Source organism: Celerinatantimonas yamalensis (genome assembly GCF_046054155.1).
GTDB classification, from domain to species: domain Bacteria; phylum Pseudomonadota; class Gammaproteobacteria; order Enterobacterales; family Celerinatantimonadaceae; genus Celerinatantimonas; species Celerinatantimonas yamalensis.
The window spans coordinates 1-15,841 of record NZ_JBEQCT010000012.1; the positions used below are offsets into that span (position 1 = coordinate 1).

Annotated in this window: 12 protein-coding genes; 8 read left to right on the plus strand and 4 right to left on the minus strand. The window is 46.2% G+C overall.

From position 1 onward, the window contains the following. The first annotated feature begins 754 nt into the window (after positions 1–754). From aphA to arnF, 8 genes are all read left to right on the plus strand, one after another. A complete protein-coding gene (gene aphA / locus ABUE30_RS17495) occupies positions 755–1,468 on the plus strand; it encodes an acid phosphatase AphA (protein WP_408625195.1) in 714 nt (237 codons plus the stop codon). Positions 1,469–1,885: 417 nt separating this feature from the next. Next, positions 1,886–3,028 (plus strand): UDP-4-amino-4-deoxy-L-arabinose aminotransferase, encoded by a 1,143-nt coding sequence (gene arnB, locus ABUE30_RS17500; RefSeq protein WP_408625130.1) that lies wholly within the window; start codon positions 1,886–1,888, stop codon positions 3,026–3,028. Positions 3,029–3,033: 5 nt separating this feature from the next. Then, entirely contained in the window at positions 3,034–4,020 is a 987-nt protein-coding gene (arnC, locus tag ABUE30_RS17505) for an undecaprenyl-phosphate 4-deoxy-4-formamido-L-arabinose transferase (protein ID WP_408625131.1), read from the plus strand. Between the two features lies 1 nt (position 4,021). Beyond that, a complete protein-coding gene (arnA, locus tag ABUE30_RS17510) occupies positions 4,022–6,007 on the plus strand; it encodes a bifunctional UDP-4-amino-4-deoxy-L-arabinose formyltransferase/UDP-glucuronic acid oxidase ArnA (protein ID WP_408625132.1) in 1,986 nt (661 codons plus the stop codon). Beyond that, the gene (gene arnD / locus ABUE30_RS17515) at positions 6,004–6,912 is read left to right on the plus strand and encodes a 4-deoxy-4-formamido-L-arabinose-phosphoundecaprenol deformylase (RefSeq protein ID WP_408625133.1); all 909 of its coding nucleotides are present in this window, start codon (positions 6,004–6,006) and stop codon (positions 6,910–6,912) included. Before arnA ends, arnD begins: the two co-directional genes overlap by 4 nt. Continuing rightward, a complete protein-coding gene (gene arnT, locus ABUE30_RS17520; RefSeq protein ID WP_408625134.1) occupies positions 6,899–8,551 on the plus strand; it encodes a lipid IV(A) 4-amino-4-deoxy-L-arabinosyltransferase in 1,653 nt (550 codons plus the stop codon). Before arnD ends, arnT begins: the two co-directional genes overlap by 14 nt. Beyond that, on the plus strand, positions 8,548–8,862 hold the full coding sequence (locus tag ABUE30_RS17525) for an EamA family transporter (RefSeq protein WP_408625135.1): 315 nt from the start codon (positions 8,548–8,550) through the stop codon (positions 8,860–8,862). Before arnT ends, ABUE30_RS17525 begins: the two co-directional genes overlap by 4 nt. Further along, positions 8,859–9,272 (plus strand): 4-amino-4-deoxy-L-arabinose-phosphoundecaprenol flippase subunit ArnF, encoded by a 414-nt coding sequence (arnF, locus tag ABUE30_RS17530; RefSeq protein ID WP_408625136.1) that lies wholly within the window; start codon positions 8,859–8,861, stop codon positions 9,270–9,272. The genes ABUE30_RS17525 and arnF overlap by 4 nt, the downstream gene beginning before the upstream one ends. A gap of 25 nt (positions 9,273–9,297) precedes the next feature. On the opposite strand, the gene ABUE30_RS17535 is transcribed toward arnF, so the two are convergent. The 4 genes from ABUE30_RS17535 to ABUE30_RS17550 form a co-directional block, all read right to left on the minus strand. After that, the gene (locus tag ABUE30_RS17535) at positions 9,298–10,200 is read right to left on the minus strand and encodes a diguanylate cyclase domain-containing protein (RefSeq protein ID WP_408625137.1); all 903 of its coding nucleotides are present in this window, start codon (positions 10,198–10,200) and stop codon (positions 9,298–9,300) included. Between the two features lie 404 nt (positions 10,201–10,604). Then, positions 10,605–13,328: a response regulator gene (locus ABUE30_RS17540; protein WP_408625138.1), complete on the minus strand. Its 2,724-nt coding sequence runs from the start codon at positions 13,326–13,328 to the stop codon at positions 10,605–10,607. A gap of 343 nt (positions 13,329–13,671) precedes the next feature. Next, on the minus strand, positions 13,672–14,499 hold the full coding sequence (locus ABUE30_RS17545) for an avidin/streptavidin family protein (protein WP_408625139.1): 828 nt from the start codon (positions 14,497–14,499) through the stop codon (positions 13,672–13,674). 1 nt (position 14,500) lies between these two features. Next, entirely contained in the window at positions 14,501–15,745 is a 1,245-nt protein-coding gene (locus tag ABUE30_RS17550) for a pepsin-like aspartic protease (RefSeq protein ID WP_408625140.1), read from the minus strand. Positions 15,746–15,841 lie beyond the last annotated feature (96 nt).

Genomic DNA, 15,841 nt, shown 5'->3' on the forward strand with positions numbered 1-15,841 from the left:
TAACAAGGTGTTGGCATGAGATGTGATCCTCTTTAATAGTTTATTGATGAAACACTAAAGAGTAAAACAACATCCATGCCAACTTTTTATAAATTGTAAGGCATTGTTTTTTATACCAATGGTAAAAACAGAGTTGATGATAAAACAACCATCGAGCAAGAAGTTGCCCAGATCGAGCAAGAAGTTGCCCAGCTGAGCAACTTCTTGCTCGGTTGTTTACTGCCCACAAATAGCAAAGTAGAGAAACGTCAACACACCCTAAAGTGTGGTCATTGAGTTCTGCAGGCAACAATTTCAATCCATTACAGATTAGTGGTGTGCATTTAATCCCTGCAGAAAACCAAAACAATGTTTTGGCTAGCCTGTCCCATTGAATCCCTTTTATTAGTCGACTCGCTATAACCATCATCCAACTGAAGATCAGCAAGGGTCGGCAAGTAACGTATCACTTGAATACATTTATGGATGAGAAAGCTGTTTGTCTATTAACTAACGCCACTTAATCTGACCATTTACTTATTCACAGCGCTTGGCAAAGGCAAGGAACTCGCGGAGCTCCATCAGCTTGAAATCATGCACTGCCACGCGAAATTTTATTCCATGGCCGACAGAACTACGCGGCATTGATCATTTTGACTAAAGCAGTTTATAGTGATGGTATCATTAGGAAGCCCCGGTGAGGCTTGGTCACCCACCCTAGGGAGTCAATTCCAGCGGGGCACGGATCAACGTTAAGTAAATTGAAAAGGATGACATTTTGCGCCACACATTATTAACAGCTACAGCATTACTTACATATACCTTGTTCAGCGCGGCACATGCCGACCCTAAAACGCCCGGTACGCACAAAGGTTACTCGACCATCGAACTACTCAATGCCGGTATTCCGAAAGGGCTGACCATGATCTCGGTCGCCGATATCCAAAATGAGTTAAAAGGTAAAAGCCCCATCGCGGTTGGCTTTGATATCGACGATACCAGTTTATTTAGTTCGCCAGTGTTTTATCGTGGCCAACAAGAGTTCTCACCTAATGGCTATAGCTATCTGAAGAATCAAAAATTTTGGGACAAAGCGAACTGTGGATGGGATAGGTTTAGTATGCCTAAGCATATTGCTCAGCAGCTAATTGCCATGCACCAACAACGCGGCGATGACATTTATTTTATTACCGGCCGTACGCCATCTAAATGTCATTTTACCACCGACTATTTAAAGAAAGTCTTTCATGTGAAAAAGATGCATGCGGTCATTTTTGCAGGATCTAGCCATACCACATACACCAAAACACCTTATATTAAAGCCCACAACATCAAGATCTACTACGGTGATGCCGATGGCGATATCATCTCAGCCCGAAAAGCTGGAGCTGAAGGCATTCGAGTGATGCGCGCAGCCAACTCCAGTTATAAACCGATCCCTGAAAATGGCATCTATGGTGAGCGCATCTTAAAAAATTCGCAGTACTAAGTACTAGTCGTTATTCGCGAAAAAAGTTGCTGGGCAGATGCCCAGCGCTTTGACTGACTTTTTATAGCACAATGCTCAACCTTCTGAGAAAAACACCCGCACTAGCGGCGGGTAGCCCATTGGACGTGAACTCCACTCACTGCAGTTTATTGATTGTCATAAAATTTTAATAAAAATTCCATAAAATACTTATAACCCCTCGAAGCATTTAAATGCTAGCTTTTCACAAAATATTTATATCGCTATGGTTATGCTCTCTCATATTTGTATTCAACTAGTCAGTTATTGGTGACTAAAGGGATTTGCTCTGATAAGTTGTTTTCCCTAAAAAACTAATAAATAACTTACTCAGTCGCACCATCCATAGAGCATCTTGATCTACACTGATGGATAGCCAGTCATGGAGTTAATATTGTAATGCAATCAGAGTTTCTTCCATTTTCTCGTCCCGCAATTAGTGAGTCAGATATTGATGCTGTCGCACAAGTGCTTCGTTCTGGCTGGATCACAACAGGTCCGAAAACAAATGCCTTAGAAGAAGCTTATTGTGATTATCTGGGATGTCGCCATGCAATTGCGCTTTCATCAGCGACCGCAGGCATGCATCTCACCTTGCTAGCACTTGGTATTGGCCCTGGCGATGAGGTCATTACCCCTTCGCAAACATGGGTTTCTACAGCCAATGTGATTTGTTTATTGGGCGCTACACCGGTATTTGTCGATGTTGATCCAAACACGTTGATGATAAACGTCGCCGAAACTGAACAGGCCATCACGCCTAATACTCGCGCCATTATTCCGGTGCATTATGCTGGCGCGCCCGCTGATCTTGATGCGCTACGAACATTGGCTAAGCGCCACCAAGTTCCCTTAATTGAGGATGCCGCTCACGCCATTGGTACCCATTATCGCGATGAAATAATCGGCCAAACAGGAACGGCGATCTTCTCTTTGCATGCCATCAAAAATGTCACGAGTGCAGAGGGCGGCGTGATTGTCACTGATAATGATGACTTAGCAGAAAAACTGCGGATGCTGCGCTTTCATGGCTTAGGCGTCGATGCCTTTGACCGAGACACGCTAGGGCGCAAGCCACAGGCCGAAGTGATTATCCCAGGGTTTAAATATAATCTGCCCGATATGAATGCCGTGTTAGCATTGGGACAATTTGCTCGCTTGGGTGACATCAACCAAAAACGTACCGAATTAGCCCAACACTACCTTGATGCCTTCCAAGGCTCCCCACTGCAACCGCTACAAGTGCCGACCTACCCACACCAACACGCTTGGCATTTGATGATTGTTCGCGTTGACCAAACACGCTGCGGCATCAATCGAGAACAGTTTATGCAGGCGCTGAAAACGCGCAATATCGGTTCAGGGATCCATTTTCGCGCCATCCATCATCAACAATACTATCGCCAGCGCTTCCCTGATGTCTCGCTAGCCAACACCGAGTGGAATTCAACTCGATTATGCTCATTACCTTTATTCCCTGATATGACTCAACACGATGTCACTCGGGTTATCACCGCCATCAATGAAATACTGGAGAACTAATTATTGTGTTAGCGCAAAAAGATATCACCTCCGTATCTGTGGTTATCCCTGTTTTTAATGAACAGGAAAGTTTGCCCGAGCTGCTTGAACGCACTCAAAGCGCGTGTGCCCAGCTCACCCAAGATTACGAAATCATCCTAATCGATGATGGTAGTAGCGATGGCTCTGCTGACTTAATTCAACAAGCAGCCAATCAGCCAGATAGCCACTTTGTCGGCATTTTACTCAATCGAAACTATGGACAACATGCCGCGATAATGGCGGGCTTTGAACAATCCAGCGGCGATTTGATCATTACTTTGGATGCCGATTTGCAAAATCCACCCGAGGAGATACCGCGCTTAGTCGAAACCGCTTGCAACGGTTTTGATGTCGTTGGCACAGTACGCCGTCGCCGCAAAGATTCAATTTTTCGTCGGTTGCCGTCTGCGATTATTAACGGGGCCGTCCGCCGCGCAACTGGGGTACAGATGAACGATTATGGCTGCATGCTGCGCGCTTATCGCCGCCATATTATTGAGGCGATGTTACAGTGCCATGAGCGCAGTACTTTTATACCTATTTTGGCTAACAGCTTTGCGCGTCGCACCACGGAGATTGATGTGGACCACGCTGAACGCGAATACGGTGAGTCCAAATATGGTTTTATGCGGTTGATTAATCTGATGTTCGACTTAATCACCTGCATGACGACAACGCCACTGCGACTATTAAGTTTAGTCGGCAGCGTAATAGCAGGACTGGGCTTTTTGTTTGCCTTCTTACTCTTAGCGCTGCGGCTGCTCAATGGTCCACAATGGGCCGGCGATGGCGTTTTTACACTCTTTGCCGTGTTATTCATTTTTATCGGCGCACAATTTGTAGGGATGGGGTTACTCGGTGAGTATATCGGACGCATGTACACCGATGTCAGGGCGAGACCTCGCTATTTCATTCAGCAGATTATTCGTCAAAATCCGCTGAATACTCCTAATTCACAAGAGAATAATTAATATGAAAGCAGTCGTTTTTGCCTATCACGATATTGGCTGTACCGGTATCAATCAGCTCATCAAGGCAGGTGTTGAGATCGAGGCGGTATTCACCCATACCGATGCGCCAAATGAGCAGCTATTTTTTGCCTCAGTCGCCCAAGTCTGTGCTCAGCACAACCTACCAGTCTATGCCCCCCATGACGTGAACCATCCGCTGTGGATTGAGCGCATTCAGGCCATGCAGCCTGATTTTATCTTCTCATTTTACTATCGCGATATGCTCAGTCAGACGTTGCTCGATTGTGCCAGTCAAGGCGCTTACAATCTGCATGGATCGTTGTTGCCTAAATATCGTGGCCGAGCACCAGTCAACTGGGCACTACTTCGCGGCGAGTCACAAACTGGCGTGACACTGCACCAAATGAGCGCCCGCGCCGATGAAGGAGATATTGTCGCCCAACAAGCGGTCACAATTGCCCCTGACGATACAGCCCTCACCTTACATGGCAAAATCAATCAGGCCGCCGACAGCTTATTGCAAACTGTTTTGCCACAATTGCTCGATGGCAGCGCCACGCATACGCCGCAAGATCATACCCAAGCGAGCTATTTTGGTCGCCGCAGTGCAGCAGATGGAAAAATTGATTGGCAACAAAGTGCCCAGCAGATCGCTAACCTCGTTCGCGCCGTGACCCAACCCTACCCTGGTGCCTTCAGCTTTATCGGCGATCGCAAACTTTTGATCTGGGAAGGCAAAGCCATTGAACAGGCTTCGACTGCCGCACCTGGCACCATTTTGAGTACTCACCCGCTTCAAATCGCCTGCGGGGATGGCATTTTGCAAATTGAAGCCGGCCAAAGTGAAGGCGGATTATATCTGCGCGCAGCTCAGCTCAGCCAAGAAATGAGCTTAGCGCAAGGCATGCGATTAGGCACAAAAGCGGCAATGCATGCACATCAAAAACGGACCAAGGTGTTGATCCTTGGAGTAAACGGCTTTATTGGTAACCACTTAACTGAACGGTTACTGCGCGAAGATCACTATGAAATCTATGGCATGGATATCAGTGCCAGTGCCATTGAACGATTGCTGGAACATCCACATTTTCACTTTGTTGAAGGGGATATTAGCATTCACAGCGAATGGCTGGAATATCACATCAAAAAATGTGACGTCATTTTGCCGCTTGTCGCCATTGCAACGCCTATCGAATACACTCGCAATCCACTGCGCGTCTTTGAGCTGGACTTTGAAGAGAACTTAAAAATTGTACGCTATTGCGTGAAATACCATAAACGCATCATCTTCCCATCAACCTCTGAAGTTTATGGGATGTGTGATGATGAGCAGTTTGATGAAGATACTTCACGACTGATTGTCGGCCCAATTAACAAGCAGCGCTGGATCTATTCGGTGTCTAAGCAGTTACTGGACCGAGTCATTTGGGCCTATGGTAAACAGGATGGATTACGCTTTACCTTGTTCCGTCCGTTCAACTGGATGGGGCCACGTTTAGATAGCTTGGACTCAGCGCGAGTTGGCAGCTCTCGGGCGATTACACAGTTGATCTTAAATCTGATTGAAGGCACGCCAATTCAGCTCATTGATGGCGGTGAGCAAAAACGTTGCTTCACCGATATTAATGATGGTATCGAAGCACTGTTTCGCGTGATCGAAAACAAAAATGGTCGCTGTGATGGGCAGATCATCAACATCGGCAATCCAGATAATGAAGCAAGCATTCGTGAGCTAGCCGAAACCTTATTGGCTAAGTTTGAAGCGCATCCGCTGCGTGGTAATTTCCCGCCATTTGCCGGTTTTAAAGATGTCGAGAGTCGCAGCTACTACGGCGATGGCTATCAAGATGTCTCACATCGCCGCCCAAGTATCAGCAATGCGCGTAAACTGCTCGAGTGGCAGCCAACGATCCATATGGATGAAACGATCGAGAAAACCCTCGATTACTTCATACAAACAACGGTTGTTCAGGATCCGGCCTCATGAAACCAGTCGGGCTGCGCATTGACGTAGACACGTTAAAAGGGACCCAAGTTGGGGTCCCTCGTTTATTAGAGATCCTTGAGCGCCACGGCATCCGTGCTACTTTCTATTTTTCAGTCGGCCCTGACAATATGGGCCGCCATCTGTGGCGACTGATTAAACCTCGGTTTTTGCTCAAATGCTTACGCTCAAACGCTGCTAGTCTGTATGGGTTGGACATTCTCCTAGCAGGTACCTGCTGGCCTGGCCGCCTCATTGGCAAACATGCCACAGACGCCATACTCGCGGCCCAAAAGCAAGGTCATGAGATTGGCCTACATGCTTGGGATCACCACGGCTGGCAAGCCAATACTGAACGCTGGAGTGATGACAAGATGCTCGAGCAACTCAAGCGTGGCTATGACGAATTGAGTCATATTTTGGGTGAACCCGTGCGCACGAGTGCCGCTCCGGGATGGCGAGCCGATCAACGCGTCATCGATCTCAAAGAGCAATTTAATTTTGACTACAATAGTGATTGTCGTGGCAGCGCCCCGTTTTATCCGCGTTGTAGTGATGGTCACCCAGGCAGTGCCCAGTTACCGGTCAGTGTACCGACCTTTGATGAAGTCGTGGGTGGACAATGTACCATCGAACAGTTCAACCCTTTTATCTGTGACGCCATCGAAAACCAACCCTTCGCTATCTATACCATCCATGCTGAGGTTGAAGGGATTGTAATGAGCGAGCAGTTTGAGCAGCTTTTAGAACAATTTAAGCAACGACAGATCCAACCGCTGAGCTTGCGTGAGTTATTGACTCTAACTCCCCCGAGCATCACTACATCAGTTCGCCGCGGCCCATTGCCCGGACGAGAAGGTTGGGTTGGTTGGCAAGGTGAACAAGAGGAACATCATGCGTCGTATTGAAAATAAATGGGTATTGCTAATTGGCTTTATCGCATTGTATCTTTTGCCACTGGGCATGCATCCATTTTGGATGCCCGATGAAACCCGCTACGCGGAAATTAGTCGCGAGATGATTTCAGGAAGTAGTTGGATTGTGCCCCATTTTATGGGGATGCATTACTTTGAAAAACCAGTGCTAGGTTACTGGATGAACAACCTAGGCCAGTTAATTTTCGGCCACACTAATTTTGCCGCACGCATTGCTCCAGCACTGAGTATTGGCCTAACGGCACTGATCCTCTATCTATTTGTCGTCAAAGCCCTTAAAAACGAAGGCAAAGCCTTTTATTCAACATTAGTCTATCTCACCTGCCCACTGGTATTTGGCGTGGGGACTTATAACACTCTCGACAGCCAACTCACACTGTGGATGAGCGCGGCATTTGCCAGTTTTTATTATGCAATGAGCTCACAAACTCGCAGGCAATTACTCGGCCGCTATGCATTATTTGGTCTTTTTTGCGGCGCTGCTTTTATGACCAAGGGCTTTGTCGGCCTCGCGATGTTAGTGATCGCCATCATTCCTTTTATGACCATGATACGCCGCTTGCCTCAAGTCTTAATCTACGGCTGGATAGCGATGTTAGCCGCGATACTCATCTCGCTACCATGGGCGATTGCAGTGGCGATTCACGCGCCTGATTATTGGAATTTTTTCTTTTGGAATGAAAATATTCGCCGCTTTGCCGCAAACAATGCCCAGCATATCCATCCGTTTTGGTTCTATATCCCACTGCTATTACCCGCCACAATGCCTTGGTGCTTTTTAGCACCAAGTGCGATTAAAAAGAGCCTCGGTGACCCAACCCATCGCTCATTTTTTCTCTATCAAGCCTGCTGTTTTGTGTTGCCGCTGATCTTATTGTCGATCGCCAAGGGCAAATTGCTGACTTATATTTTGCCTCTGTTCATGCCATTGGCCATTCTAATAGGTTGTGGATTATATGAACTGATTAAGTCCAACAGCCGAGTACTGCGTGTAACCGCATGGATCAATGTTGGATTAGGGATATTGCTTGGTGTGGCGCTACTGGTTGCCCAATCTGGATGGGTCGGCAAAGGCACCTTGTATCATTCTGCTGAAACAAGCGGTTTTGTGCTCGGGTTGGCTATTTTTATCTGGTGGGCCGTAGTACCACTGATTGGTCTCAAACGCGGTAAAAATATTGCTCACTATTTAGCTGCGGTACCGCTAGCACTATTTTTTTGTATCCCCTTTGCCTTACCGAGCAAGGTGGTGAACAGCAAACTACCCCAAGTTTTTTATACCCAATACTTAACAATGATTAAACCCAATGCTTGGGTCGTGACCAATTCGGTCTCATTGATTGGTGATATCGGTTGGCAGCTTGATCGTAGTGATATTGACCTGCTAAATAGCTATGGTGAATTGCATTATGGCGTGAAGCATAGCGCCAAAAAACGCTACTACACTTATGCTCAATTTGCCGATGCGTTAGCCATCCGTCGTCAACACCAACAGGTGGTCTTAGCCATGCATGCCAACGCGAATGACGAGTTGTTTAGCAAATTGCCCGCACCCACTTTAAAATTTAATGATGGTCGCTTCTATCTGTACATTTATCAGCAGCACCCATGATTATTGTTTTACTCGGCCTCACGTTGCTACTAACAACCAGCGGCCAACTTCTGCAAAAACAAGCCGTCAGTGGTTCACACCACTGGCGGGCTTTAATAGCGGCTATAGGTTGTTTAGGGCTCGGTGCATTATGCTGGCTGGCTGTTTTACAAAAACTACCCGTTGGCCTTGCTTACCCCATGCTAAGCCTTAACTATGTGCTGGTAATGCTTGCATCGCGCTGGCTCTTTCAGGAATCGGTCAATCGCCGTCAGTGGCTCGGAGTAATATGTGTGGTGATCGGTGTGGTCATTTTAGGTGGTCATCTATGACAAAGTCTTGGTTCGCTATCGCTGCCAGTGTGTTGCTGGTTACCATCGCTCAACTCACCATGAAACTTGGCATGAGCGAGCTACCACCGCTGTCTTGGCAACTACTATTCAATTTGCAGCGGCTAATAATGCACTGGCATGCTCTGTCGTGGGTACTGTTGGGGTTAACCTGTTACGCCCTGTCGATGGGGTGCTGGATGCTAGCGCTGGTTAAACTGCCGCTATCAGTAGCTTATCCGTGTCTGAGTATCAGTTATATCTTAGTGGCTATGAGCGCTCATTGGCTCTTTGCCGAGTCACTTTCGCTGACCACACTGTTGGGCAGTTGCCTGATATTACTCGGCGTGAGTTTGATTACTTATCGATCAAGCCAAGGCACGAAAACTCACCAAGAAGCTAATAAGCATTAGCTTAGAACTGCTGCCGACAGCCAAACTAAGCAAAATATTCGCTTGACCAAACCACACAGTTTTTCCCGTTGTCTTTGGCAAGATACAGCGCTTTATCAGCTTGCGAGAATAAGTCAGAGCTCGTATATGTATCAGATGGCACACATGAAGCACCGCCAGCGCTGATGGTCACGTCACTATCTGAAGCCACTATAGCCACCGCTTCGCCAATAAAATCCCGCGCTTGGAGCTGCGATAACCCAGGCATCAACGCTACAAACTCTTCGCCGCCAAATCGAGAGATCAATTGTCGTGATTGGCAAAAATGCGATTCGAGCAAAGCCGAAACATTCTGCAATAACTTATCCCCTTCATCATGCCCATGGTGATCGTTATATTGCTTAAAGTTATCAATATCTAAAATGGCCAATGAAATAGGCTCTTGGGCTTGTGAAGCATTCAGCCATGCTTGCTGTAAGAACTTCTTATAGTAGCGCCGATTCGCCAAAGAGGTGAGACTATCGCGATTAGCCAGTTGCTCTAATAAATTCCGTTGACGAGCTAGTTGCAGATGCGTATGAACACGCGCTTTGACAATGCCTGGATGAAATGGCTTAAAAATATAATCGGCCGCGCCGAGCAATAACCCCTTCTCTTCATAATGGTCATCACTCATACCCGTAATAAAGATGATAGGAACCTGCGCTACCGCTGCAATTTGCCGCAGCGCCAATAATGTTTCAAAGCCGTCCATCCCTGGCATTTTAACATCAAGAATAATGAGATCTGGGGGGCATTCTTTGACCCGATGGATGGCTTGTTCACCACTTTTGGCCAACACGACTTTCACTTCATCACGAAGCAAGTTACTGAGTACCTTCAGGTTGATGACTTCATCGTCAACAATTAATACTCGTTGCACCGGTTCTACTCTCGTATCAATTTGCATAGATTAGTTATCTCTACTCAGATATCGCAGTGATTGAATAGGAACGTTTCATAATATATATCCATATATCGTGATTAAATCCATCATAACTATCCACGCAGACAAAAACGGACCAGCTCAGTGAGTGAGGTAGCCATACATTGGCAAAAATAAATTGATTAGCGATCATCAATTCACTTTAATCTCCCCTGCCACAAATCCAATGAAAGACAGACACTCTCTTGGGCACATTCGTACAACCACTTGAGATATATGTTACTTTACACAAGCCAACATAACTCAGCAACTGCTCAATTATTTGTATCATCACACTCATTCAGTACAATTGAGTGCCATCAAAACATCAATAAAGGCCGTCCCATCAACGGATGATTAGGCACAGTATTCCCAACTGCTACATTTTATTATGGCAAGTTATCATAGACTTGCTTAGCAATGGTGAACGCTTGTTCAAATTCAATCGCCTCAACATAATTCATAATTTCATCAATATCAGATTGTTCTGGGCAGTTTTTCATCAATGATTGAATCGCTCGTAATGTCGACTCAGCAGCAAAATCGGAATGATCCAACTGAACGAGTAGATTACCCAAATACTCTTTGAATAATTTACACTTATCTTCTGGCGAGATCGCAACCGTACCAACCTCTTGCGAAAATAGCGGTTCAAGTAAAGAAATCAACCGCTCTAACTCACGAAATAATACCACTGGGTCAGCGATCTCTTGTTCTTGACGCAATTGCTGCTCTAAAACAGCATATTGTGATGACAGAGACAATGCGCCGATATAAGCCGTATTCGATTTAATGGCATGCGCCGTATCCGCTAATTCTTCGCGGGTCATCATCATCATTTCATCCACAAACTGGCGCTTGGCGTATTGCTTATAGAAAGTTTCAACCAAGGAGAGATAGAGATCGTCGCGATGGCGCAGTTGTTTTAACGCGGCGGGAACATCGAGTAGATCCAAGTCAGTTAATTGGCTGATCAAACCCGCTTGAGGGTATTTATGGACCACTGCAGAGTGCACTGTATTTGATTCGGGTAAACTCAGATCAAGATACTCCACCAACACTTGGTAGAGCTCCATAGAATTGATAGGTTTACCAATATGGGCATTCATTCCACAACTCAGGCATTCATTGATCGCCCCTTCGCTGACATGGGCAGTCATCGCAATAATCGGTTGGGTGAACTGCATTTTGTTTCGTAAATACTCCGTGGTTGACAGGCCATCGAGCTTTGGCATTTGGATATCCATCAGCACCAAATCAACGCGCTGATGAGCCAATATCTCTAGGGCTTCTTCGCCATTGCCCGCCACCAAAACTTGAATGCCTGAATCTTCCAAATACCCAAGTGCAACCTGTTGATTAATTGTATTATCTTCAACGAGTAGGATGCGATAATCGGATAACTCTAAGCCTTTTTCTGGGAGCTTTGGTTGTGAAACTGGATGATGATTGAGCATCGTCTCCACCGCATCAAATAATGAGGATGGCGAGATAGGCTTTTCGATAAAGTTACTAATCAACCCTGACTGAAGATGCTCTTGAATAGCCTGTTTTTCATAGGCGGAGATCATCAAAATAGGCGGTGTCTGCGCTTTAAATCGCGCTTTGATTTTGCGCGAGGTTTGCACACCGTCCATCTGCGGCATTTTCCAATCTAACAAAATGACACTAAATGGGTGGTTTTCAGCCACAGCTTGTGCAATCAGATCGATTGCTTCAAAACCACTCCTAGCGACTTCGACCTGATATGCCAACTCACTCAACAAACCATGCAACGCTTTGCGTGAAAGCTCAAGATCATCAACCACCAGCACGCGATGCCCCTGCCCTTGATGATAACGAGCAACCATCGGCATACTTTGCACCACACCTAGCGGAATACGAACCGTAAAACACGCCCCTTGGCCCAGCTCACTTGCTAAAGTGATTTTGCCACCCATCAGATTAGCGATTTTTTGACTGATAAATAGCCCTAAACCACTGCCGCCATATTTACGGGTAATACTGCCATCAGCCTGAGAAAAGGACTGGAACAGATTCATCTGTTGCTCTTGTGAAAGACCAATGCCAGTATCTTGAACATCAAAGCACAGTACGATTTGCTTTTTATGTTCACTCGGTTGAACACCGACGTGCAGCGATATTGCGCCCTTTTCGGTAAATTTAATCGCATTACTAACTAAGTTGATCACGATCTGCTGAATACGCAATGGATCACCAATCAGCTTGGCTGGCACGTTAGGGTCGACTTGTAACACCAGCTCCAAGTTTTTTTCATAGGCACTAAAATTACTGATGTTGACCGATTGGCGCATGATTTGCTCGAGATCGAACTCAATCTGCTCAATAGTTAGCATATCAGCTTCAAGCTTGGAGACATCCAAAATATCGTTGACGAGTCGAGTCAGTACCTCCCCCGAGTCAATGATTTTGTCAATATAATCATGCTGAGTCTCATTGAGCCCCGTTTTCTTAAGCAGGTTACACAATCCAACCATCGCATTGATGGGTGTTCTAATTTCGTGGCTCATTCGAGCGACAAATGATGACTTTGCCTCAAGAGCAACCTCCAGCTCTTGCGTGGTTCGCTCTAGTTCTTGAGTGCGAACTTTTACCTTAGCGTCCAAATCTTTATTCACGTTTTCCAGTGCTTGGCTGTACTCATGGAGCTTAGCATTGGCATCTAAAGCCATCTGTTCCGCCGCTTTAATATCGGAGATATCCCGACTTACCCCACAGACAAAAAGAGGTTGGTCATTTTCATCAAAGATCGGCACAAACAGCGTATTAACAAAAATACTCTTGTCATAATGTGTCGCGAATTGTTCGAACGAAATAGGCCTGTGCGCAGCAATGGCTTTGCGATAGGTGGCATATAACCCCTCCACAATATCATCGCTCCACGTTTGGCGGATATTTAAACGGTGAATAGGCGCGTCGTTAGCAATTCCCATGATTTCGCGCGATGCTGGATTATTATCGTAAAGTGAAAATTCGCCATTTTCTTCCACAGCCATAATAAACATTAAATCAACAGAATGTTCCCAAATATTAGCAACGCATTCGTTAATCACTTGATCGTGTTGGCTGCTATCAAGCAGATTTGATTTCATTCTCAACTCCAGGGAGAAATTCGCCTGATCAAACACATCACTGGTGCATCACAGGATACACATATAGAAGTTCATCAAACTCATGCTCGCAAAAAGAACGGCCTACTGTTCTCTGATGATTTTATCGGGCTTGTGTGTCAAGTCGTATCTCCCAACATCGCTTCGATCTTACAACAAACGCTAAAGAAGAACGCCATCTCACGTCATTATGCCAAAAATGCCGCTGTATTTTGTGCTGTTTATCACCAAAATACACGCTTTTTAGCAGCAAAGTTCCCCTGCTGAATCGATTTATTAGCAGCGAGTTTAATATGATGATCATTGTTGCGGTATTGACTTCAGCTTATTGACGCATCAATATCAGCGCACTTGCATTTGCCTGTAAATAAGCATCCCCAATCGAGGTGCCGCTCGCGCGCCACGCGGTGACAATCAACGTATCGGTGGCAAGATCGAGATAACCACTTAACGATATTGGCTGAATATGGGCCCCATCGCCCCATGAACACAAGGTCACACTTTGCCGAATGCCTGATGATGTCAACGGCAACGTATCCGTAAAACCTAAAATAGGTATTGCTTGGTCACTGTCCGTGAGCAAACCACTTAGCCAACCAAAGGCGCTATCCACTGATATGTCCAGTTCCACTGTCTGCGTCGTATTCGCCCAGCGACCATTTAAGGTATTTGGTTTGAGTTTCTGCATCTTCAGCTCAGGGAGCCTCAACCCGCTGCTTTCACTTTCACCTTGGTGATCGCTCTTAGTGAAGGTGATTTTATCAATATAATCACCCACATCATTGCCATCATAGGGGGTCGGTGCAACAAGTGAGTTCACGACCGATAATTCTAGTGATCGTTGCCCAGACGCAGTTTCTAGCCAATGCAACTGCCCACAATAGGTCGACACCCAGTGCCAACTTGCATTGTAGGTTGCATCATCGGCTGCCGTGTCTATCGGTCGCCAATAGATAGCGATTACCACCGATTGGCCCATCTGCGCACTAGGATCAATCGGGGTACAGCTGCCGATCACCCAATAACGCCCTGAGGCGCCAGTCGTAGATGCATAGGTCCCCACAATATGACCCTTGACTGAAACGCTGATATCCATCAGCGAACCATAACTATTTTCCCAGCGACCTGATAAAAGCAATGATGGAGCACTCATATTAATATCCCTTATGAAAGATCTGCGCCGGCTGATTTTGACGAGATTGGATGATCTGCGGACCCGTCTGTTTATTAAAAATCCACATGCCGACGGGTTCGAGTTTTTGGCTCCCCAGAGAATCTACCACCACTTGATATTCATAGACGGTGTAAAGATAATCCATCAGCACCGAACCGACTAACACTAGAGCATCAAGTCCTTGCATCGGTTCAAATTGGGGCACTTGTAAGCCTGCAAACTCGCCGGCTTCAACCTGAACGTTATAGAGCGCTTCAGTAATACACAACTTGCCGAGTGCACCTGTATCGGTTGAGCCTAAAGTGAGAGTCAAATCGCCGCCCAGCAGACTGGCATACTGATAGGCATTAAACATCACTTCAGGATCGCCTTTAAACTGCGATGAACCAGAATCAAGACAAAAGAACAGCGGGGTCGAACTACTCTGGCGAGAGCATAACGTTTTGTCTGCGATGGCAAGTGACTCAAGTTCAGTGGTCCAAATGTAATACAATGAGGCCACCGCAGGCGTAGCGTCATACCGTTTCCATGGTAAAAACAAATACTCACGAGACTGTGCATAACTCGCATCTAAACCGCCAAATACAACCTGACCACGAGCATTCTGCGGATCAGTGTCAAAGCTCACAAATGGTTGCTGGGCATTGATCACGCCTTGTGCCAACAAGGTTTCCATAAAATGGAACGATGGCTGAGCGCTAGTTGAATGCAAACCACGATAGCCAATTTGTGAGTGCGGCACATCAACGGGTTGATAACTATAGCTTGGTAAACCGATTCCGCCATCCCAATCCAATTCAGCGAACTGTTGCCCAGTGTATTCTTGCGATAGATAGAGATCGGTTGCCACTCTAGGTGACAAATGCGGCTCAGCGGGTTTCATCTCGACATAATCATGGCCAGATTGCACCTGCATCGATCCCCATGGCCCAAAATCAACTTGGGTGGGGGAATCATTCACCCACCTAAAACTATGGGATCTTTGCTCAAAAAATCGCTCATTCCCATAATGTTTGCAGCCTGAGGGCGAGCATAGTGATGAGGTCACCCAATTAAAGTTACTGCCGGTATCAAATGAAAACTTCAGCGGTTGAGCGGGCGTCCCCACCCCCATTTTTACATACCAAGGCGACGCCCCGTTATTTTGGAATGGACCTTTATAGAGTGGCAGCGAAAGCCCACTCTCGTTACCACTGTGATCCGTCGATTCTTCGCGCTCTAGCATAACAACATCCCTATCTACAAAATGAAGTGGTTTGATCAGATCTAACTCACTATTTTTAACAGATGTGCATCGAATTGCTAATGAAAGTTATATTTA